This window comes from Pseudomonas sp. BS3782 TE3695 (assembly GCF_050435305.1).
GTDB lineage: Bacteria > Pseudomonadota > Gammaproteobacteria > Pseudomonadales > Pseudomonadaceae > Aquipseudomonas.
In genome coordinates this window covers 1461693-1483371 of record NZ_JBNDKB010000001.1, presented here as the reverse complement: position 1 = coordinate 1483371, position 21679 = coordinate 1461693, and the positions used below count along the sequence as shown (strand labels likewise).

Sequence of the window (21679 nt, the reverse complement as noted above, 5' to 3'; positions counted from 1 at the left end):
CCCAGCTTGGTCACCTGCTTGTTTGGCCCCTCCCGACGGGAGCAGCCAGAAAATCGTGCAAACCCCATGGTTTGCGCCACCGCATCGGGTGGTTACAGCTCGTTACCAGCACCGACCCAGTCGGCTGCCAATAACGGAAAAAGGCCGGTGGCAAGAGCCACCAGCCATCAGCCTTTCGCTTAACGCTCGGGCTGGAGGTGCAAAGTCGATGCTTACTTCAGCTCGACTTTAGCGCCTGCTTCTTCCAGAGTTGCTTTGGCTTTGTCAGCTGCGTCTTTCGAAACAGCTTCCAGAACCATGGCAGGAGCGCCGTCAACTACAGCCTTGGCTTCTTTCAGGCCCAGACCGGTCAGTTCACGTACTGCCTTGATCACGTTAACTTTCTTCTCGCCAGCTTCGGTCAGCATGACGTTGAATTCAGTTTGTTCTTCAACAACGGCAGCAACAGCAGCTGGACCAGCGGAAGCAGCGGCAGCGGAAACGCCGAACTTCTCTTCCATGGCCTTGATCAGCTCAACGATTTCCAGAACGGATTTTTCGCCGATTGCTTCGATGATTTGGTCGTTAGTCAGAGACATGACTATAAATTCCTGTATTGGGGTGACAGCCTAAGCGGCCATCGAAATAAACAATAAACGCTGAAAGGAGTCGCTCAGCCTTAGGCTGCAGCAGCTTCTTTCTGGTCGCGAAGGGCCGCCAGAGTACGAGCCAATTTGCTGGTTGCGCCTTGAATCACGCTCATCAGCTGAGAAATTGCTTCGTCACGGGTCGGCAGACTTGCCAGCACGTCGATCTGATTAGCTGCGAGGAACTTGCCCTCGAACGCAGCCGCCTTGATCTCGAACTTATCCTGACCTTTTGCGAATTCTTTGAAGATACGAGCAGCAGCGCCCGGATGTTCTTTCGAAAATGCAATCAAGGTCGGGCCGGTGAACACGTCGTTGAGCACGTCATATTGAGTGCCAGCAACGGCGCGCTTGAGCAGGGTGTTACGTACAACACGTACGTAAACGCCAGCTTCACGAGCCTCTTTACGGAGTCCGGTCATAGCGCCAACTGTCACGCCGCGGGCATCAGCCACAACAGCAGACAGGGCAACATTGGCAGCCTCGTTGACTTCAGCGACGATGGCCTTCTTGTCTTCGAGTTTAATTGCCACGGGTTTAACTCCTGCTTGTTACCGTTTCATCCAACCGAAGCCGGATGTCGTTTTGGTGTCTGATTCGGTAAGGAACCGGGAGCACCATCTGCGTAGGCTTGAGGTTTAAGACTTGCGTCGCCTACGGTCTTGGATAGCCCCCGCCAGGCAGGGACCCCAATCTTTCAATTGGCGCAATCGCTTGCGCCAATCTGTGTCTTACGCGTCGAGCGAGCCTTGGTCGATGACCAGACCTGGACCCATGGTGGTGCTCAGGGTAACGCGCTTGACGTAAATACCTTTCGAGGAAGCTGGCTTGATACGCTTCAGATCAGCGATCAGGGCTTCAACGTTTTCCTTCAGCTTGACGGCATCGAAGCCGACTTTGCCAACGGAGGTGTGGATGATGCCGTTTTTGTCGGTGCGATAACGAACCTGACCAGCCTTGGCGTTTTTAACCGCGGTAGCTACGTCTGGAGTTACAGTGCCGACTTTAGGGTTAGGCATCAGGCCGCGTGGGCCCAGGATCTGACCCAACTGACCAACAACGCGCATGGCATCCGGGGATGCGATAACTACGTCGTAGTTCAGGTCGCCGCCTTTCATTTCGGCAGCCAGGTCGTCCATACCTACACGGTCAGCGCCGGCAGCCAGAGCAGCCTCGGCAGCTGGACCTTGGGTGAACACAGCAACGCGAACAGTCTTACCAGTGCCGTGTGGCAGCACGGTAGCGCTACGAACGACCTGGTCGGATTTACGCGGGTCAACACCCAGGTTCACAGCAACGTCGAACGACTCGCTGAACTTGACAGTCGACAGCTCAGCCAGCAGAGCAGCAGCGTCTACAAAGTTGTAGGACTTGCCTGCTTCGATTTTGCCGGCGATAGCCTTTTGACGCTTGGTCAACTTAGCCATTACACACCCTCCACGTTAAGGCCCATGCTACGAGCAGAACCGGCGATAGTACGCACGGCTGCTTCCATATCAGCTGCAGTCAGATCCGCGTTTTTGGTTTTCGCGATTTCTTCCAGCTGAGCACGGGTCACGGTGCCAACCTTAACGGTGTTCGGACGAGCGGAACCGCTAGTCAGACCAGCAGCCTTCTTCAGCAGAACCGAAGCAGGTGTGGATTTGGTTTCAAAAGTGAAGCTACGGTCGCTGTAGACAGTGATGATCACTGGAGTCGGCAAGCCTGGCTCAATACCCTGGGTGCGGGCGTTGAAAGCCTTGCAGAATTCCATAATGTTCACGCCGTGCTGACCCAGAGCAGGACCAACAGGTGGGCTTGGGTTAGCCTGAGCGGCCTTCACTTGCAGCTTGATGTAAGCGGTAATCTTCTTGGCCATGAGGCACTCCAATTACGGGTTCGAACGCCTCGAAAGGCTCCCCGGTTACTTGCGCGTTTATCCCAGTGACGACAAAACCCCACAGCCTGGGGCTGCGGGGTTGGGATGCTTGCTCAGCTAGACTTTTTCGACCTGGCTGAACTCTAGCTCTACCGGAGTAGAGCGACCGAAAATGAGCACTGCCACTTGGATCCGGCTCTTCTCGTAGTTAACTTCTTCTACCGTGCCAGTAAAATCAGCAAACGGCCCGTCATTGACACGTACCGACTCGCCTGGCTCGAACAACGTTTTCGGCTTCGGCTTGTCGCTACCATCAGCAACGCGACGCAGAATCGCTTCTGCCTCTTTATCTGTGATTGGTGCAGGTTTATCAGCAGTACCGCCGATGAAACCCATCACCCGAGGAGTATCCTTGACCAAGTGCCAAGTACCCTCATTCATGTCCATCTGGACCAGCACATAACCTGGGAAGAACTTACGCTCGCTTTTGCGTTTCTGGCCATTACGCATTTCAACCACTTCTTCAGTGGGAACCAGAATTTCGCCAAAGCCATCTTCCATGCCAGCCAGCTTTACGCGCTCTATCAACGAGCGCATGACATGCTTCTCGTAACCGGAGTAAGCATGCACAACGTACCAACGCTTAGCCACGGGACACCCTTAGCCGACAATCAAGGAAACAAGCCAGCCGAGCAGGGAATCAAGCCCCCACAACAGCAACGCCATAACCAGAACAACAGCCACAACAATCAGCGTGGTCTGCGTGGTTTCTTGGCGAGTTGGCCAAACGACTTTACGAATCTCGGCGCGAGCTTCCTTAACCAGTACAAAGAAAGACTTGCCCTTGACTGTCTGCAGGCCTACAAAGGCAGCTACAGCAGCAATGACAAGCAAAGCGAGTACGCGGTACAGGATCGGCGAAGCAGAGTAATACTGATTGCCAACAACGCCAACAACCACCAAAGCGACTACTACTAGCCACTTGAGCAGATCGAAGCGAGAGCCTTGAGCTTCAGCTTTAGGAGTCATCTATGAAGATCCTGTGAAAAGAAAGCCAGACACACCAAGTGAATCTGGCAGGTCAGGAGGGAATCGAACCCCCAACCTACGGTTTTGGAGACCGTCGCTCTGCCAATTGAGCTACTGACCTAAAACAAAATCAGGCCGACCATTATGCCGGCCCGAAAAAGACATTACAACAACTTACTCGATGACTTTTGCTACGACACCAGCGCCGACGGTACGACCGCCCTCACGGATAGCGAAACGCAGACCATCTTCCATCGCGATGGTTTTGATCAGGGTAACGGTCATTTGAACGTTATCACCCGGCATCACCATTTCAACACCTTCTGGCAGCTCGCAGTTACCAGTCACATCAGTTGTACGGAAGTAGAACTGTGGACGGTAGCCTTTGAAGAACGGAGTGTGACGACCGCCTTCTTCTTTGCTCAGAACGTAAACCTCAGCAGTGAACTTGGTATGCGGCTTGACGGTGCCGGGCTTGACCAAAACCTGGCCACGCTCAACATCATCACGCTTGGTACCACGCAGCAAAACACCGCAGTTCTCACCCGCACGACCTTCGTCGAGCAGCTTGCGGAACATTTCAACACCAGTGCAAGTAGTTTTGACAGTATCACGAAGACCAACAATCTCGACTTCTTCCTGAATGCGGACAATGCCACGCTCAACACGACCAGTCACAACAGTACCGCGACCGGAGATCGAGAACACATCCTCGATCGGCATCAGGAACGGCTTATCGATAGCACGCTCAGGCTGCGGAATATAGCTATCCAGAGTCTCGACCAACTTCTTGACGGCAGTAGTACCCATCTCGTTGTCGTCTTGACCATTCAGCGCCATCAGCGCCGAACCAATAATGATCGGAGTGTCGTCACCTGGGAAATCGTAAGTGCTCAGCAGATCACGCACTTCCATCTCAACCAGTTCCAACAGTTCAGCATCGTCAACCATGTCAGCCTTGTTCAGGAAGACAACGATGTACGGAACACCAACCTGACGGGACAACAGGATGTGCTCACGGGTTTGCGGCATCGGACCATCAGCGGCCGAGCAAACCAGAATCGCACCATCCATCTGCGCTGCACCGGTGATCATGTTCTTCACATAGTCAGCGTGCCCCGGGCAGTCGACGTGAGCGTAGTGACGCACAGCCGAATCGTACTCAACGTGAGCAGTGTTAATGGTGATACCACGAGCTTTTTCTTCTGGGGCGCTATCGATCTTGTCGAAGTCAACCTTTGCCGAACCGAACACTTCGGAGCAGACACGGGTCAGAGCGGCAGTCAAAGTCGTCTTGCCATGGTCTACGTGACCAATGGTGCCAACGTTGACGTGCGGCTTGTTACGCTCGAACTTTTCCTTAGCCATCGAAATCACCCCTAGCAGAAGAATTAAGCAAGTACTATCAACCATTAAAACAAAGGCAGATATTTTCATATCTGCCTTGTTATATGGAGCTCTTGAGCGGATTTGAACCGCTGACCTCACCCTTACCAAGGGTGTGCTCTACCAACTGAGCTACAAGAGCGTAACACTTTGCAGGACCTGCAAACCTGGAGCGGGTAGCGGGAATCGAACCCGCATCATCAGCTTGGAAGGCTGAGGTTCTACCACTAAACTATACCCGCGGAGCTTGCAGCTCTCGCTAAAAATGGTGGAGGGGGAAGGATTCGAACCTTCGAAGTCGTAGACGTCAGATTTACAGTCTGATCCCTTTGGCCGCTCGGGAACCCCTCCTAAGCGAGCCGGCATTCTATATCATGCCAGCCTTCTGTCAAGCATTTTCTCATTAAAAACCTGAGGTTAGCTGCATTGACCTCGCTTCACACTGCCAACCATTAAAGGTCTTCACTGCGAAGCGGGCGCCATTCTATGCAAACTATTCGGCGGGTGCAACCCCCTCACACGGCATTATTTTATGTTTTAACTCGTTGAATTCTCTAGAAAGGTTTTGCAACTGCGAGTCACCCAACAAACGCCGGCTTTCCGGGGATATGCGCACCCAGTAACCAGCATATTCGGGGCGATCCTTCGGCAAGGGCTGAAACTTGATATCCATATCACTCAATCGACGCTCGATTACCTGGGCGACATCCTGCCGGGCAGAACCACCCAGATAGAGACAATTGCCATCCGCCTGCGTAGATTTTCCTTTGTCTCGAGCCGTATCAGTTGCTTCGCTCAATAAACGAATATCCTGCTGCGAGCCGCGATACAAACTCAAGGGAGTTACATCTTTCGCGCGAAGTGGAGCCTCCTGTTGGTGCCAGACGTAATAGAACACATTGAGAACAAGCAACAGCAGGAACAACCAACGCATAAAAACCTCAGGACAAAGGACACGCCATCGCCAAACCTACAAATACCAGGTCTGGAACCACTCTGGCCTCGGGCACAATTTCGGAGACCAGATCAGCGTCCCCTCCAGTCAGGAAGACTGCGAAATCCTCTCCCCAATAGCTGCGCGCCAACTCCAGCTGAGTCAGGACAAACCCCCTCAACATTAGCAAACAACCTCGCTCGACCGCTTCGACGGTTGTGCGCCCTGGAACAAGACTCTCCAAAGCGCGCTCGGCAGCAAGATCTCCATAGCGGATTCTACGGGTATGGGTACGCAACTGATTGCGCAGCAAAGGCATCCCCGGACAGATAAATCCTCCGAGATGCTCACCATCCCCAGCAATAAAGTCAGCCGTAACGGCCGTACCAAAGTCGAGCACCAGACAAGCGCCCGCAGCCAGATGAAAGCCTCCCAGCATTGCAAGCCAGCGATCAAGCCCTAACCGCTCAAATTCCTCATAGCCATTTCGAACACCGGACATTTCACGAGCCGGTGCCGCGCACACTACGGAAACACCGAAAGCATCAGCCAGCAGAGAGATCAGCACATTGGTTTCTTCGGCGGTTCTGACGCTGACCAACCGACAATGCATGAGAGCGAGCCCTTTGAGCCCTTTCAAACTCTCCAGCAACGCGAAATTCGAATCAACGACCCCCTCGCCAACCACCCGCCGGAGATCCTCGCCAAGCACCCGCCACTTGATGAAACTGTTTCCACAATCGAGCTCAAGAATCATCACGCAACCTCAGACTGAGCTCGCCACCACTAAAAACCTTCTCCACACCATCCACCTTCAAGCGCAAGGCACCCTGACTATCGATACCCAGGACTTCTCCATCTATCTGATTAACACCGGCAATCAATGACACCGCCCGACCCTGCCATAGATGATTTTGCTCCCATTCCGCCTGAATAGCCGAAAATCCGCTCGCCTGGTGACGATTTAGATAGGTCTGAAGCATTAGCCCTAGCTCCGCAACCAGATGATTGCGATCAACCGCCTGACCCGACTCCAGGCGCATGGATGTCCATTGCTGATCAACCTCATCGGTCAGTTGCATGTTCACATTGATTCCGACACCGATAACCACGTGACACACATCAGCAGGATCCCCCACTAACTCGAGCAGTATTCCAGCAATTTTTTGCTGCCCCACAAGCACATCATTCGGCCATTTCAACCCCACACCAGAGATGCCAAGCCCCCGCAAGGCTTGCATAACGGCAAGCCCAACGACAAGACTCAAGCCCTCCAGCTGCCGCATCCCACCATCAATGCGCAGCACCAGGCTGTAATAGATGTTTTCCGCGAATGGGCTCACCCATTTGCGCCCACGCCGTCCGCGACCGGCCGTTTGCCGCTCAGCAAGCACCAGAAAGGGTGCCGGCTGGCCACGCTCGATAGCGCGCAAGGCCTCAGCGTTTGTAGAGTCAATTGAATCGAGGACCAGAATGGGCCACTCACAAGAAGGCGACCGCGCGCTTATTTCCGCAGGATCAAGCAGTGTCAATGGCGCAGCCAGTTGATAGCCGCGACCGCGCACTTTATGAATGGATAAACCGAGCTCAGCTTCTAAGTGCTGAAGCTGCTTCCATACAGCGCTACGACTGACGCCCAAGGCAGCACCCAGAGCCTGGCCCGAATGGAATCGACCATCCTTAAGAAGCTTTAACAAGGTCAGCATGCAAGTCTCGCCTCACAATGAGGCCCGCATGATAGCCATGCCCCAGGCTGTTGCATAGAAACCCTACAAGCGAGATTTTCCTGCGGACAAAACAAAACCCCTACCTGCGTACGCAGATAGGGGTTTCGGAATTTGATCTTGACGATGACCTACTCTCACATGGGGAAACCCCACACTACCATCGGCGATGCATCGTTTCACTGCTGAGTTCGGGATGGGATCAGGTGGTTCCAATGCTCTATGGTCGTCAAGAAATTCGGGTACCGAGTCGTGGCCTGGTGGCCGCGCTTCAGCAAATTGGGTAGGTGATAGCCTGGTGTTTTGTGAATATCGAACTTTCGGTTCTTGCGTCTTCACACACCGCAATCTGGTGCCTCTTCAGGTCAGCAAATTGCTTGGGTGTTATATGGTCAAGCCTCACGGGCAATTAGTATTGGTTAGCTCAACGCCTCACAGCGCTTACACACCCAACCTATCAACGTCGTAGTCTTCGACGGCCCTTCAGGGGACTCAAGGTCCCAGTGAGATCTCATCTTGAGGCTAGTTTCCCGCTTAGATGCTTTCAGCGGTTATCTATTCCGAACATAGCTACCCGGCAATGCCACTGGCGTGACAACCGGAACACCAGAGGTTCGTCCACTCCGGTCCTCTCGTACTAGGAGCAGCCCCTCTCAAATCTCAAACGTCCACGGCAGATAGGGACCGAACTGTCTCACGACGTTCTAAACCCAGCTCGCGTACCACTTTAAATGGCGAACAGCCATACCCTTGGGACCGGCTTCAGCCCCAGGATGTGATGAGCCGACATCGAGGTGCCAAACACCGCCGTCGATATGAACTCTTGGGCGGTATCAGCCTGTTATCCCCGGAGTACCTTTTATCCGTTGAGCGATGGCCCTTCCATACAGAACCACCGGATCACTAAGACCTACTTTCGTACCTGCTCGACGTGTCTGTCTCGCAGTCAAGCGCGCTTTTGCCTTTATACTCTACGACCGATTTCCGACCGGTCTGAGCGCACCTTCGTACTCCTCCGTTACTCTTTAGGAGGAGACCGCCCCAGTCAAACTACCCACCATACACTGTCCTCGATCCGGATAACGGACCTGAGTTAGAACCTCAAAGTTGCCAGGGTGGTATTTCAAGGTTGGCTCCACGCGAACTGGCGTCCACGCTTCAAAGCCTCCCACCTATCCTACACAAGCAAATTCAAAGTCCAGTGCAAAGCTATAGTAAAGGTTCACGGGGTCTTTCCGTCTAGCCGCGGATACACTGCATCTTCACAGCGATTTCAATTTCACTGAGTCTCGGGTGGAGACAGCGCCGCCATCGTTACGCCATTCGTGCAGGTCGGAACTTACCCGACAAGGAATTTCGCTACCTTAGGACCGTTATAGTTACGGCCGCCGTTTACCGGGGCTTCGATCAAGAGCTTCGCGTTAGCTAACCCCATCAATTAACCTTCCGGCACCGGGCAGGCGTCACACCCTATACGTCCACTTTCGTGTTTGCAGAGTGCTGTGTTTTTAATAAACAGTCGCAGCGGCCTGGTATCTTCGACCGGCGTGGGCTTACGCAGTAAATGCTTCACCCTCACCGGCGCACCTTCTCCCGAAGTTACGGTGCCATTTTGCCTAGTTCCTTCACCCGAGTTCTCTCAAGCGCCTTGGTATTCTCTACCCAACCACCTGTGTCGGTTTGGGGTACGGTTCCTGGTTACCTGAAGCTTAGAAGCTTTTCTTGGAAGCATGGCATCAACCACTTCGTGTTCTAAAAGAACACTCGTCATCAGCTCTCGGCCTTAGAATCCCGGATTTACCTAAGATTCCAGCCTACCACCTTAAACTTGGACAACCAACGCCAAGCTGGCCTAGCCTTCTCCGTCCCTCCATCGCAATAACCAGAAGTACAGGAATATTAACCTGTTTTCCATCGACTACGCTTTTCAGCCTCGCCTTAGGGACCGACTAACCCTGCGTCGATTAACGTTGCGCAGGAAACCTTGGTCTTTCGGCGTGGGTGTTTTTCACACCCATTGTCGTTACTCATGTCAGCATTCGCACTTCTGATACCTCCAGCAAGCTTCTCAACTCACCTTCACAGGCTTACAGAACGCTCCTCTACCGCATCACCTAAGTGATACCCGTAGCTTCGGTGTATGGTTTGAGCCCCGTTACATCTTCCGCGCAGGCCGACTCGACTAGTGAGCTATTACGCTTTCTTTAAAGGGTGGCTGCTTCTAAGCCAACCTCCTAGCTGTCTAAGCCTTCCCACATCGTTTCCCACTTAACCATAACTTTGGGACCTTAGCTGACGGTCTGGGTTGTTTCCCTTTTCACGACGGACGTTAGCACCCGCCGTGTGTCTCCCATGCTCGGCACTTGTAGGTATTCGGAGTTTGCATCGGTTTGGTAAGTCGGGATGACCCCCTAGCCGAAACAGTGCTCTACCCCCTACAGTGATACATGAGGCGCTACCTAAATAGCTTTCGAGGAGAACCAGCTATCTCCGAGCTTGATTAGCCTTTCACTCCGATCCACAGGTCATCCGCTAACTTTTCAACGGTAGTCGGTTCGGTCCTCCAGTTAGTGTTACCCAACCTTCAACCTGCCCATGGATAGATCGCCCGGTTTCGGGTCTATTCCCAGCGACTAGACGCCCTATTAAGACTCGCTTTCGCTACGCCTCCCCTATTCGGTTAAGCTCGCCACTGAAAATAAGTCGCTGACCCATTATACAAAAGGTACGCAGTCACCCAACAAAGTGGGCTCCCACTGCTTGTACGCATACGGTTTCAGGATCTATTTCACTCCCCTCTCCGGGGTTCTTTTCGCCTTTCCCTCACGGTACTAGTTCACTATCGGTCAGTCAGTAGTATTTAGCCTTGGAGGATGGTCCCCCCATATTCAGACAAAGTTTCTCGTGCTCCGTCCTACTCGATTTCATGGCCAAGAGATTTTCGCGTACAGGGCTATCACCCACTATGGCCGCACTTTCCAGAGCGTTCCGCTAATCTCAAAGCCACTTAAGGGCTAGTCCCCGTTCGCTCGCCACTACTAAGGGAATCTCGGTTGATTTCTTTTCCTCAGGGTACTTAGATGTTTCAGTTCCCCTGGTTCGCTTCTTAAGCCTATGTATTCAGCTTAAGATACCTAACTTATGTTAGGTGGGTTCCCCCATTCAGACATCTCCGGATCAAAGTCTGTTTGCCGACTCCCCGAAGCTTTTCGCAGGCTACCACGTCTTTCATCGCCTCTGACTGCCAAGGCATCCACCGTATGCGCTTCTTCACTTGACCATATAACCCCAAGCAATCTGGTTATACTGTGAAGACGACATTCGCCGAAAATTCGATGCTTGCTCATAAAGAGCAACTCACAAATTTTACCTTAGCCTGATCCACTACCAGTGAAAGTAGTGTTCAGTCTATCTTTCTATCACATACCCAAATTTTTAAAGAACGATCTAGCCAAAGACTAGAAATCAACATTCACCATCACCAGGATGGAATGCTCATTTCTAAGCTTTCAACAAACAGAAGCAGTAGTGGTGGAGCCAAACGGGATCGAACCGTTGACCTCCTGCGTGCAAGGCAGGCGCTCTCCCAGCTGAGCTATGGCCCCGTATTTCTACAGGCGTTTCCCACACAAAATTGGTGGGTCTGGGCAGATTCGAACTGCCGACCTCACCCTTATCAGGGGTGCGCTCTAACCAACTGAGCTACAGACCCAATTTCGGGCTGCTTCTTATCGTCTTCTTCAATGAATCAAGCAATTCGTGTGGGAACTTATGGAGCAGCTGATGTCGTCGATTAAGGAGGTGATCCAGCCGCAGGTTCCCCTACGGCTACCTTGTTACGACTTCACCCCAGTCATGAATCACACCGTGGTAACCGTCCTCCCGAAGGTTAGACTAGCTACTTCTGGTGCAACCCACTCCCATGGTGTGACGGGCGGTGTGTACAAGGCCCGGGAACGTATTCACCGCGACATTCTGATTCGCGATTACTAGCGATTCCGACTTCACGCAGTCGAGTTGCAGACTGCGATCCGGACTACGATCGGTTTTCTGGGATTAGCTCCACCTCGCGGCTTGGCAACCCTCTGTACCGACCATTGTAGCACGTGTGTAGCCCAGGCCGTAAGGGCCATGATGACTTGACGTCATCCCCACCTTCCTCCGGTTTGTCACCGGCAGTCTCCTTAGAGTGCCCACCATGACGTGCTGGTAACTAAGGACAAGGGTTGCGCTCGTTACGGGACTTAACCCAACATCTCACGACACGAGCTGACGACAGCCATGCAGCACCTGTCTCAATGTTCCCGAAGGCACCCATCCATCTCTGGAAAGTTCATTGGATGTCAAGGCCTGGTAAGGTTCTTCGCGTTGCTTCGAATTAAACCACATGCTCCACCGCTTGTGCGGGCCCCCGTCAATTCATTTGAGTTTTAACCTTGCGGCCGTACTCCCCAGGCGGTCAACTTAATGCGTTAGCTGCGCCACTAAGAGCTCAAGGCTCCCAACGGCTAGTTGACATCGTTTACGGCGTGGACTACCAGGGTATCTAATCCTGTTTGCTCCCCACGCTTTCGCACCTCAGTGTCAGTATCAGTCCAGGTGGTCGCCTTCGCCACTGGTGTTCCTTCCTATATCTACGCATTTCACCGCTACACAGGAAATTCCACCACCCTCTACCATACTCTAGCTCGTCAGTTTTGAATGCAGTTCCCAGGTTGAGCCCGGGGCTTTCACATCCAACTTAACGAACCACCTACGCGCGCTTTACGCCCAGTAATTCCGATTAACGCTTGCACCCTCTGTATTACCGCGGCTGCTGGCACAGAGTTAGCCGGTGCTTATTCTGTCGGTAACGTCAAAACAATTACGTATTAGGTAACTGCCCTTCCTCCCAACTTAAAGTGCTTTACAATCCGAAGACCTTCTTCACACACGCGGCATGGCTGGATCAGGCTTTCGCCCATTGTCCAATATTCCCCACTGCTGCCTCCCGTAGGAGTCTGGACCGTGTCTCAGTTCCAGTGTGACTGATCATCCTCTCAGACCAGTTACGGATCGTCGCCTTGGTGAGCCATTACCTCACCAACTAGCTAATCCGACCTAGGCTCATCTGATAGCGCAAGGCCCGAAGGTCCCCTGCTTTCTCCCGTAGGACGTATGCGGTATTAGCGTCCGTTTCCGAGCGTTATCCCCCACTACCAGGCAGATTCCTAGGCATTACTCACCCGTCCGCCGCTCTCAAGAGGTGCAAGCACCTCTCTACCGCTCGACTTGCATGTGTTAGGCCTGCCGCCAGCGTTCAATCTGAGCCATGATCAAACTCTTCAGTTCAAACATCTTTGGGTTTTTAAGAAACCCTAAACTTGGCTCAGCAATCGTTGGTTACATCTTTGATTTCTCGCGGAGTAACTTGTGATGCTGATAATCTTGTTGACTATCAGTCTGACTCCACAAGCACCCACACGAATTGCTTGATTCAGTTGTTAAAGAGCGGTTGGTTAAGACCTTTCGTCTCAACCGAGGCGCGCATTCTACAGCAGCCTCTGTTACTGTCAAGCGGTTATTTTCAGAAGTTTTCAAAGTTTCGCTTGGGAATCTTCAACAACTTCAACCACTTGCGCTTCCGATCTCTCGTTAGCGGGAGGCGAATTCTACAGCGTTACTCGCTGCTGTCAACACCTCTTTTTCTCCGCTTTCGACCGAGAGGATCGAACCGTCAAAAGAGCCAAACCACACCGCTCTTTCAACTCCTTCTGGCTTCGATGAACTGAAGCGTAACCGCTGCCGAAAACCGCATAACTCATTGTTTACCAAGGAGTTTTCCGTTTCGACTGCGCCGGAAGTGGGGCGAATTATAGACGTCCAGAATCTGCCGTCAAGCCCTGATTTCAGCTTTATTCGGATTTAAGCGTAATACGCGCAAATGCCTTCTTCCCGGCTTGGCAAACATGGGTCGCGCCCAGTACGTATATAAAGGTGCGATCGACAACCTCACCATCTATACGCACACCACCAGAACCTAGAAGGTCGCGCGCCACTGCAGAGTTCTTCACCAACCCTGCTTTATTAAGGACGGCAGCAATCGGCATATCCTCGGCGGCAGTCAATTCGATCTCTGGCAGATCATCTGGCAGCTCACCATCTTTCATACGGTTGCCTGCCGCACGGTGAGCATTGGCTGCTGCCTCTTCACCATGGAAGCGTGCAACGATCTCTTCGGCCAGCTTGATCTTGATGTCACGCGGATTCGCGCCCGCTTCGACGTCAGCCCGAAAAGCATTGATCTCTTCCATGGAGCGGAAACTGAGCAATTCGAAGTAACGCCACATCAGCACATCTGGAATAGAGACGAGCTTGCCGTACATGACACCCGGCGCTTCCTGAATGCCGACATAGTTGCCCAGCGACTTGGACATCTTCTTCACGCCATCCAGACCTTCGAGCAGCGGCATGGTCAGAATGCATTGAGCCTCTTGACCATAACCACGCTGCAGCTCACGCCCCATCAGCAGATTGAACTTTTGATCGGTACCACCCAGCTCGACATCCGCGCGCAACGCTACCGAGTCATAACCCTGTACCAGCGGATAGAGGAATTCGTGAATAGCGATGGGCTGATTGGTAGTGTAGCGCTTGTCGAAATCGTCGCGCTCGAGCATGCGAGCCACAGTGTATTGCGAAGTTAGGCGAATGAAGTCAGCTGGCCCCATCTGATCCATCCAGGTGGAGTTGAACGCCACTTCAGTCTTGGCCGGATCAAGAATCTTGAAGACTTGAGTCTTGTAGGTCTCCGCATTATCGAGAACCTGCTCACGGGTGAGCGGAGGACGTGTCGCGCTCTTGCCGCTTGGATCACCGATCATCCCGGTGAAGTCACCTATAAGGAAGATCACCTGGTGCCCCAGATCCTGGAACTGGCGCAGCTTATTAATAAGCACCGTGTGACCCAGGTGCAAATCCGGCGCGGTCGGATCGAAGCCTGCCTTAATACGCAATGGCTGGCCACGCTTGAGTTTCTCGACCAGCTCGGACTCGACCAACAGTTCTTCTGCACCACGCTTGATCAGCGCTAGCTGCTCTTCAACCGACTTCATAACAGACCCGCAAGGCTCAGATTCAAAGGGGAACAACCATACAAGATCGCGCACCAAATACAAGTTTTGCCCGGCGCGCGGACGCCAATCCACGGACAGAGCGCTCGCAGACTTGCTTAAGAGATGATTTGGTTATATTTTATACAGTTATTTCGTCTTCATCATGTCATTCATCTTTTCCAATTCATCTTTTCAAAGTCAAAATTACCTATGACCACAGAACCGTCTAAAGCGCCGCCGCTTTACCCGAAGACCCACCTGCTCGCAGCAAGTGGCATCGCCGCCCTTCTCAGCCTGGCGCTTCTGGTATTCCCTTCCAGTGATGTTGAAGCCAAAAAGACGACCCTGAGTCTTGAGCTGGAAAGCCCTGCAGAACAACTGACACAAGATCAAGACGCCGTCGACGCCGTCCAAGCCACAAATGAGCCGGCATCCCCCCCCTTCGCGCAGATCGAAAACAGCGCCGAAGACACTCAAGAAACTGCCCAGGCGAGCCCCGCTCCTGCTCCCGCGCCAGTCGTCGAAGAAAAGAAGGCGCCCAGCCATAAGGAAGTGATTGTCAGCAAAGGCGACACACTTTCGACTTTGTTCGAGAAAGTCGGCCTTCCGGCCACTTCGGTGAATGAAGTACTGGCCAGCGACAAGCAGGCCAGGCAGTTCAGCCAGCTAAAACGTGGCCAGAAGCTTGAGTTCGAACTGAGCCCTGATGGCCAGCTGACCAATTTGCACAGCAAAGTCAGCGACACGGAAAGCATCAGCCTGACCAAGAATGACAAGGGTTATACGTTTAATCGCATTACCGCCAAGCCCACCGTTCGCTCCGCCTATGTTCATGGCGTGATCAACAGCTCGCTGTCGCAATCTGCCGCCCGGGCTGGCTTATCCCATAGCCTGACCATGGATATGGCCAGCGTGTTTGGCTATGACGTCGACTTCGCCCAGGATATTCGCCAAGGTGACGAGTTCGATGTGATTTACGAGCAGAAGGTCGTCAATGGCAAAGCTGTTGGCAATGGCCCGATCCTCTCCGCACGTTTCACCAACCGCGGCAAGACATATACGGCGGTGCGCTACACCAACAAACAAGGCAACAGCAGCTACTACACCGCTGACGGCAACAGTATGCGCAAGGCGTTTATCCGCACCCCGGTAGACTTCGCCCGCATCAGCTCGAAATTCTCCATGGGCCGCAAGCACCCGATCCTGAACAAGATCCGTGCCCACAAGGGTGTCGATTACGCCGCACCACGCGGTACGCCGATCAAGGCTGCCGGTGACGGCAAAGTATTATTGGCGGGCCGTCGCGGCGGTTACGGCAACACTGTGATCATCCAGCACGGCAATACCTACCGCACGCTATACGGCCACATGCAGGGCTTCGCCAAAGGCGTTAAGACTGGCGGCAGCGTCAAGCAAGGTCAGGTGATCGGTTACATCGGCACCACCGGCCTCTCCACCGGTCCGCACTTGCACTACGAGTTCCAGGTCAATGGCGTGCACGTCGACCCGCTGGGTCAGAAAGTGGCGATGGCTGATCCGATCTCCAAAGCTGAACGCTCACGCTTCCTCGCGCAAAGCCAACCGCTGATGGCACGCATGGATCAAGAGAAAACCACGCAGCTGGCTTCGAGTAAACGCTAAGCCATGGCGCTCTATATAGGTGTGATGTCCGGGACCAGTCTTGATGGCCTGGACATTGCGTTGATCGAGCAAACCCCGGCGATCAAGCTGATCGCCACCCATTACATCCCTATGCCTGACTCCCTGCGCGCCGAGCTACTTGGCTTGTGCGCCAGCGGCCCGGACGAGATTGCCCGCTCCGCCATTGCCCAACAGAACTGGGTGAAACTAGCCGCACAGGGCATTCACACCCTCCTCGACCAACAGAACCTGAAACCCGACGACATTCGCGCGATTGGCAGCCACGGCCAGACTATTCGTCACGAGCCGGCGCGTGGGTTCACGGTGCAAATCGGCAACCCTGCCTTACTCACCGAGCTGACCGGCATCACCGTGGTCAGCGATTTCCGCAGCCGCGATGTCGCCGCCGGCGGACAAGGCGCGCCACTGGTTCCAGCCTTTCACGAAGCCCTGTTTGAAGAACAGCCTGGCAACCGCGCGGTATTGAATATCGGCGGGTTCAGCAACCTCAGCCTGATCGAACCCGGCAAGCCTGTCGCCGGGTTTGACTGCGGCCCCGGGAATGTCTTGCTGGATGCCTGGATTCACCAGCAACGCGGCGATAACTTTGATCGTGACGGTCAATGGGCCGCCAGCGGCAAGGTTCAACCGGTTCTGTTGAACGAACTGCTCAGTGATCCATTCTTTGTGACCCAGGGCCCGAAGAGCACCGGTCGCGAAGTGTTCAATCTTCCATGGCTGATGCAGCATCTGTCGCAGTTACCGACCTTCGCTGCCGAAGACGTACAGGCCACGCTGCTTGAGCTGACGGCATTGACCATTGTCGAGTCATTGCAAAGCGCCCAATCGGATACTGATGAGCTGCTTGTCTGTGGTGGCGGCGCGCACAACGGCACATTGATGCGCCGCTTGGCCAGCCTGTTGCCGAATGCGAAAGTCGGCAGCACCGCTGCGTATGGTGTAGACCCGGACTGGGTCGAAGCCATGGCCTTCGCCTGGTTGGCTCATTGCTGCCTGGAAGGTATCGCAGCCAACCGCCCGAGCGTCACCGGTGCTCGCGGTCTGCGTGTACTCGGCGCCATCTATCCCGCCTGAACCTGAACCCCAGACAGCAAAACGCCGCAAAGTCCCGAGACTCTGCGGCGCCTGGCAATGCTGAGGATGCGATCAGATCGAGAACGAAGAGCCACAGCCACAGGTGGTGGTAGCGTTCGGGTTCTTGATCACGAAACGCGAACCTTCCAGACCTTCCTGGTAATCCACTTCGGCACCTGCCAGGTACTGGAAGCTCATCGGATCGACCACCAGGCTGACGCCTTCGCGCTCGACGATGGTGTCGTCATCGGCCACTTCTTCATCGAAGGTGAAGCCGTATTGAAACCCTGAACAACCGCCGCCCGTAACGAATACGCGCAGCTTCAAGCGATCATTCCCCTCTTCATCGACCAGGCTCTTCACCTTGTGCGCGGCACCGTGGGTGAATTGCAAAGCCGTGGGGGTGAAGGATTCGACGCTCATGCTGACTATCTCCCGGCGTTACGCCGCCATAATGCGTGATGACGCGCATTATCCGCTTCTCCCAGAAAATCGGTCAACTATTGTTACGGTATATCAATCAACCCAATTGTCAGACCAAAATGCAAAAAGGCCCGTTCGACGGGCCTTTTTGCTGAGCGGGGTAAAGCCTTACGGCAGCATGCCCGCATGGGACAGACCCAAACGCTCATCCAGACCGAACAGAATATTCAGGTTCTGCACCGCCTGACCCGACGCGCCTTTGACCAGATTGTCGATCACCGACAATATCACCACCAGATCACCATCCTGCGGACGGTGCACGGCAATACGGCAAACGTTGGCACCGCGCACGCTGCGAGTTTCCGGATGGCTGCCGGCAGGCATCACATCGACGAACGGTTCGTTGGCATAGCGCTTTTCGAACAACGCCTGCAGATCCACCGAGCGATCCATAACAGTTGCGTAGAGCGTCGAGTGGATGCCGCGAATCATTGGCGTCAGGTGCGGAACGAAGGTCAGCCCCACGTCCTTGCCCGCTGCACGACGCAGGCCCTGGCGGATTTCCGGCAAGTGACGGTGCCCTTTGACGGCGTAAGCCTTCATGCTTTCCGACGTTTCGGAGTACAGCGAACCTACAGAAGCACCACGGCCGGCACCGCTGACGCCGGATTTGCAGTCTGCAATCAAACGAGTGGTATCGGCCAGACCGGCTTCAAGCAATGGCAGGAATCCCAATTGCGTGGCCGTCGGGTAGCAACCCGGCACAGCGATCAGGCGCGCTTGCTTGATTTGTTCACGATTGACTTCCGGCAAGCCGTAAACCGCCTCCTCCAACAGTTCCGGCGCGCCGTGCGGCTGACCGTACCATTTGGCCCACTCATCGGCGTCTTGCAGGCGGAAGTCTGCCGACAGGTCAATGACCTTGGTCCCGGCAGCCAGCAACTCACCCGCCAAGGCATGGGCGACACCGTGCGGCGTGGCGAAGAACACCACATCGCAGGCTCCGAGCGTCTTGATGTCCGGAACACTGAAAGCCAGGCCGTCGTAATGGCCTCGCAGGTTCGGGTACATGTCGGCCACGGCCAGGCCGGCCTCGGATCGGGAAGTGATCACTACCACTTCAGCTTGCGGATGCTGTGCCAACAGACGCAGCAGTTCGACACCGGTGTAACCCGTGCCGCCGACGATACCGACCTTGACCATAAACCTGCCCTCAACGAACCCACTGGAAAGCCGTCGATAATAGGGGCCGCGCGGCCCTGCGACAACCGTCAAGGTGACGTGCGGACACTCTACCCCCTACTATCTTCGCTACCGTGAACCTGGGAATAACCAAAAATGCTTTATCTGTGGCTCAAAGCGCTTCATATCGTCAGCATGGTCTGCTGGTTTGCCGGCCTGTTTTACCTGCCACGCCTGTTCGTCTATCACGCCCAAAGCGAAGACGCCGTCAGCAAGGAACGCTTCAGTATCATGGAGCGCAAGCTGTACCGGGGCATCATGGGCCCGGCGATGATCGCCACCCTGGTGTTCGGCATCTGGCTGATCAGCCTCAACCCGAGCGCCTACTTCACCCAAGGTGCATGGATGCATGCCAAATTGACCCTGGTGGTAATCCTGATCGGCTATCACCACATGTGCGGCGCACAGGTAAAACGTTTTGCCCGTGGCGAAAACACCCGCAGCCATGTCTTTTATCGCTGGTTCAATGAAGTGCCGGTTCTGATATTGCTGGCTATCGTAATTCTGGTCGTCGTTCGGCCGTTTTAATCCAACAAGCATCATTCATCCGGGGTACTTCCAATGTCGCTGCCCGCTTTGCTCGAACAACGTTTGCGTCTGCCCGTGGTAGCAGCGCCGATGTTCCTGATTTCCAACCCTGAACTGGTACTCGCCTGCTGCCGTAATGGCGTGGTGGGCAGCTTTCCTGCGCTGAACCAGCGTGAAAGCAGCGGTTTCAAGGCCTGGCTGGAAGAAATCGAAGCAGGTCTGGCGATACTGGAAAACCCCGCGCCTTATGCAGTGAATCTGATCGTCCACAACAGCAACCCGCGATTGCAGGCAGATCTGGCGATCTGCATCGAGCACAAAGTTCCGATCGTGATCACTAGCCTCGGTGCCGTGAAGGAATTGGTCGACGCCGTGCACAGCTATGGCGGCCTGGTGTTTCATGACGTGACGACCCGTCGCCACGCGGAAAAAGCTGCCGAGGCCGGTGTGGACGGCTTGATCGCCGTGGCTGCGGGCGCCGGTGGTCACGCCGGGACCTGGAGCCCGTTTTCGCTGATCGCCGAGATTCGACAGTTTTTCGACAAGACCCTGTTGCTGGCCGGCTGCCTGAACCATGGCCATGAAATTCTTGCCGCACAATTGCTCGGCGCGGATTTGGCCTACTTCGGTACGCGATTTATCGGCACCACGGAAAGTCATGCGCCTGACGCGTATAAGGAGATGCTCCTGACTTCCAGAGCCGCAGACATCGTCCATACTCCAGCGGTGTCGGGAGTGCCGGCAAGCTTCATGCGCCGCAGCCTTGAGGCCGCCGGGTTCGACATGGCAGCCCTGCAAGGCAAGGGCGAGGTGGACTTCGGCTCCAAGCTCAAGCCATTGAACGATGAAGCCAAAGCCTGGAAAACCGTGTGGTCCGCAGGCCAGGGCGTCGGAGAAATCGAGGACCTGCCGAGTGTCGATCAACTGGTCGCACGTCTCGATGCCGAATACCGCAAAGCGCTGGAAATGGCGGCAGCGTTGCCCAAGCGCTGGCCGCGCTGACAGGCGGGCCTTACACTTCATAGCTGCAACACCGTCTATTACAAACTCTTGCGACAAGGATGCCCGGCCATGAGCGAAAACCGTTTCAAGATCGTCTTCGATGGCGCTCTGCAGCCAGGTGTTGACGTCACCACCGCGAAGCTCAATCTCGCCGAGCTGTTCAAAAGCGACGTCGCGGCCATTGAACGCCTGTTCAGTGGCCAGAAGGTTGCACTCAAGCGCGACCTGTCACACGCCGATGCGCAGATTTACCTTCAGGCGCTGACGAAAACCGGCATCGATGCCCGAATCGAGACAGAACCCTCGATCGAGCTGAACCTGTCCGACGTTCACGAACACGCTCCTGCCAACAGTCAACCTGTCACGGCAGATCCTGATTCTCCCTATGCGCCGCCCCGCGCCTCTGTCGGCGAAACATTGTCGGAGTTTTCTACGCTCAAGGCCTTCAGTTTCGTTGGCCGCATCGGTCGCTTGCGCTTTCTGGCCTGGACGATGGCCCTTACGCTGGTAACGCTTGGCGTTGGCTCCGTGTTGGCTATTTTCGGCTTCGCGCTCATCAGCACGGACTCCACTGCAGGCTTGATTCTCGCGGGTCTATTGGCCGTTATTCTGGTCGTAGTGCTCGCCTTCATCAGCATCCAGTTCAGTGTGCAGCGCCTGCATGATATCGGCTGGTCCGGCTGGCTCTGGCTGCTGAACCTTGTACCGGTCGTAGGCAGCGTCTTTCCGTTTGTCATAATGATCGTGCCGGGCAACAACACGGCCAACCGATATGGCGCACCGCCACCGCCCAATAGCAATGCGGTCAGGGTGCTGGCTTCGTTGTGGCTGGTGTTTATCGCGATCATGTTTGTGGGCGGGCTGACTGGAGGCCTCACCGCGATCCAGGATGAATACGAAAGCGCCACCGACAGCACCTATCAAAGCAGCGCGGTAATCACCGACGAAGTCGACGTGGCGCCGGCCTATGAGGCCGAACCGGCGCCGAATTCATCCGATGATGCAGCCGAAGCAGCCGAGCCCCCTGTAGACTCTGCGAAAGAATGAACAGCGCTCCCCGCCCGTGACACCTGCGTCGCCGGCGCGGAGCTGTTGCG

At 54.6% G+C, this 21679-nt stretch carries 18 protein-coding genes, 6 tRNA genes and 3 rRNA genes; 5 read left to right on the top strand and 22 right to left on the bottom strand.

Going from position 1 to position 21679, the window contains the following annotated elements:
• Window positions 1-212: 212 nt before the first annotated feature.
• The 20 genes from rplL to tyrS all read right to left on the bottom strand — a co-directional run bounded on the left by rplL (window position 213) and on the right by tyrS (window position 14651).
• Window positions 213-578, bottom strand: a complete 366-nt coding sequence (rplL, locus tag ABH909_RS06665; RefSeq protein ID WP_008073881.1) for a 50S ribosomal protein L7/L12 — start codon at window positions 576-578, stop codon at window positions 213-215.
• A gap of 80 nt (window positions 579-658) precedes the next feature.
• Window positions 659-1159, bottom strand: a complete 501-nt coding sequence (gene rplJ / locus ABH909_RS06660; RefSeq protein WP_007896629.1) for a 50S ribosomal protein L10 — start codon at window positions 1157-1159, stop codon at window positions 659-661.
• A gap of 198 nt (window positions 1160-1357) precedes the next feature.
• Window positions 1358-2053 carry a 50S ribosomal protein L1 gene (rplA, locus tag ABH909_RS06655; protein WP_007896626.1) on the bottom strand — a complete coding sequence of 232 codons (696 nt, stop codon included), beginning with the start codon at window positions 2051-2053 and terminating at the stop codon, window positions 1358-1360.
• Complete coding sequence (rplK, locus tag ABH909_RS06650) at window positions 2053-2484, bottom strand: 50S ribosomal protein L11 (protein ID WP_008008888.1); 432 nt, start codon at window positions 2482-2484, stop codon at window positions 2053-2055. The genes rplA and rplK overlap by 1 nt, the downstream gene beginning before the upstream one ends.
• A gap of 117 nt (window positions 2485-2601) precedes the next feature.
• Window positions 2602-3135 carry a transcription termination/antitermination protein NusG gene (nusG, locus tag ABH909_RS06645; protein ID WP_007933727.1) on the bottom strand — a complete coding sequence of 178 codons (534 nt, stop codon included), beginning with the start codon at window positions 3133-3135 and terminating at the stop codon, window positions 2602-2604.
• 9 nt (window positions 3136-3144) lie between these two features.
• Window positions 3145-3513: a preprotein translocase subunit SecE gene (secE, locus tag ABH909_RS06640; protein ID WP_429431446.1), complete on the bottom strand. Its 369-nt coding sequence runs from the start codon at window positions 3511-3513 to the stop codon at window positions 3145-3147.
• A 45-nt stretch (window positions 3514-3558) separates the two neighbouring features.
• A tRNA-Trp gene (locus tag ABH909_RS06635) sits at window positions 3559-3634 on the bottom strand.
• Window positions 3635-3687: 53 nt separating this feature from the next.
• Window positions 3688-4881, bottom strand: coding sequence for an elongation factor Tu (tuf, locus tag ABH909_RS06630; protein WP_007896619.1), 1194 nt, complete (start codon window positions 4879-4881; stop codon window positions 3688-3690).
• A gap of 84 nt (window positions 4882-4965) precedes the next feature.
• Window positions 4966-5041: transfer RNA gene (locus ABH909_RS06625), tRNA-Thr, on the bottom strand.
• A 26-nt stretch (window positions 5042-5067) separates the two neighbouring features.
• Window positions 5068-5141 (bottom strand) — tRNA-Gly (locus ABH909_RS06620).
• A 24-nt stretch (window positions 5142-5165) separates the two neighbouring features.
• Window positions 5166-5250: transfer RNA gene (locus ABH909_RS06615), tRNA-Tyr, on the bottom strand.
• A 142-nt stretch (window positions 5251-5392) separates the two neighbouring features.
• On the bottom strand, window positions 5393-5833 hold the full coding sequence (locus ABH909_RS06610; RefSeq protein ID WP_429431443.1) for a hypothetical protein: 441 nt from the start codon (window positions 5831-5833) through the stop codon (window positions 5393-5395).
• 7 nt (window positions 5834-5840) lie between these two features.
• Window positions 5841-6590, bottom strand: a complete 750-nt coding sequence (locus tag ABH909_RS06605; RefSeq protein WP_429431440.1) for a pantothenate kinase — start codon at window positions 6588-6590, stop codon at window positions 5841-5843.
• A complete protein-coding gene (birA, locus tag ABH909_RS06600) occupies window positions 6580-7539 on the bottom strand; it encodes a bifunctional biotin--[acetyl-CoA-carboxylase] ligase/biotin operon repressor BirA (protein WP_429431437.1) in 960 nt (319 codons plus the stop codon). The genes ABH909_RS06605 and birA overlap by 11 nt, the downstream gene beginning before the upstream one ends.
• A gap of 136 nt (window positions 7540-7675) precedes the next feature.
• Window positions 7676-7791: ribosomal RNA gene (gene rrf, locus ABH909_RS06595) — 5S ribosomal RNA — on the bottom strand.
• 154 nt (window positions 7792-7945) lie between these two features.
• A 23S ribosomal RNA gene (locus ABH909_RS06590) occupies window positions 7946-10837 on the bottom strand.
• 249 nt (window positions 10838-11086) lie between these two features.
• Window positions 11087-11162, bottom strand: a tRNA-Ala gene (locus tag ABH909_RS06585).
• A 30-nt stretch (window positions 11163-11192) separates the two neighbouring features.
• Window positions 11193-11269, bottom strand: a tRNA-Ile gene (locus tag ABH909_RS06580).
• Window positions 11270-11351: 82 nt separating this feature from the next.
• Window positions 11352-12888, bottom strand: a 16S ribosomal RNA gene (locus tag ABH909_RS06575).
• Together the 16S, 23S and 5S rRNA genes with 2 tRNA genes alongside form the textbook arrangement of a ribosomal RNA operon.
• A gap of 563 nt (window positions 12889-13451) precedes the next feature.
• Window positions 13452-14651 (bottom strand): tyrosine--tRNA ligase, encoded by a 1200-nt coding sequence (tyrS, locus tag ABH909_RS06570; protein WP_429431433.1) that lies wholly within the window; start codon window positions 14649-14651, stop codon window positions 13452-13454.
• Between the two features lie 210 nt (window positions 14652-14861).
• Between tyrS and ABH909_RS06565 the strand changes: the two genes are divergently transcribed.
• Both ABH909_RS06565 and ABH909_RS06560 read left to right on the top strand, forming a co-directional pair.
• On the top strand, window positions 14862-16292 hold the full coding sequence (locus ABH909_RS06565; protein WP_429431430.1) for a peptidoglycan DD-metalloendopeptidase family protein: 1431 nt from the start codon (window positions 14862-14864) through the stop codon (window positions 16290-16292).
• 3 nt (window positions 16293-16295) lie between these two features.
• Entirely contained in the window at window positions 16296-17387 is a 1092-nt protein-coding gene (locus tag ABH909_RS06560) for an anhydro-N-acetylmuramic acid kinase (RefSeq protein ID WP_429431427.1), read from the top strand.
• A gap of 72 nt (window positions 17388-17459) precedes the next feature.
• On the opposite strand, the gene erpA is transcribed toward ABH909_RS06560, so the two are convergent.
• Both erpA and argC read right to left on the bottom strand, forming a co-directional pair.
• Window positions 17460-17810 carry an iron-sulfur cluster insertion protein ErpA gene (erpA, locus tag ABH909_RS06555; protein ID WP_007906865.1) on the bottom strand — a complete coding sequence of 117 codons (351 nt, stop codon included), beginning with the start codon at window positions 17808-17810 and terminating at the stop codon, window positions 17460-17462.
• A 168-nt stretch (window positions 17811-17978) separates the two neighbouring features.
• Complete coding sequence (gene argC / locus ABH909_RS06550; protein ID WP_429431424.1) at window positions 17979-19013, bottom strand: N-acetyl-gamma-glutamyl-phosphate reductase; 1035 nt, start codon at window positions 19011-19013, stop codon at window positions 17979-17981.
• Window positions 19014-19148: 135 nt separating this feature from the next.
• On the opposite strand from argC, the gene hemJ reads away from it, so the two are divergent.
• The 3 genes from hemJ to ABH909_RS06535 all read left to right on the top strand — a co-directional run bounded on the left by hemJ (window position 19149) and on the right by ABH909_RS06535 (window position 21629).
• Window positions 19149-19580, top strand: a complete 432-nt coding sequence (gene hemJ / locus ABH909_RS06545; protein WP_429431421.1) for a protoporphyrinogen oxidase HemJ — start codon at window positions 19149-19151, stop codon at window positions 19578-19580.
• Between the two features lie 33 nt (window positions 19581-19613).
• A complete protein-coding gene (locus ABH909_RS06540) occupies window positions 19614-20582 on the top strand; it encodes an NAD(P)H-dependent flavin oxidoreductase (RefSeq protein WP_429431418.1) in 969 nt (322 codons plus the stop codon).
• A 69-nt stretch (window positions 20583-20651) separates the two neighbouring features.
• Window positions 20652-21629, top strand: a complete 978-nt coding sequence (locus ABH909_RS06535) for a DUF805 domain-containing protein (RefSeq protein ID WP_429431415.1) — start codon at window positions 20652-20654, stop codon at window positions 21627-21629.
• Window positions 21630-21679 lie beyond the last annotated feature (50 nt).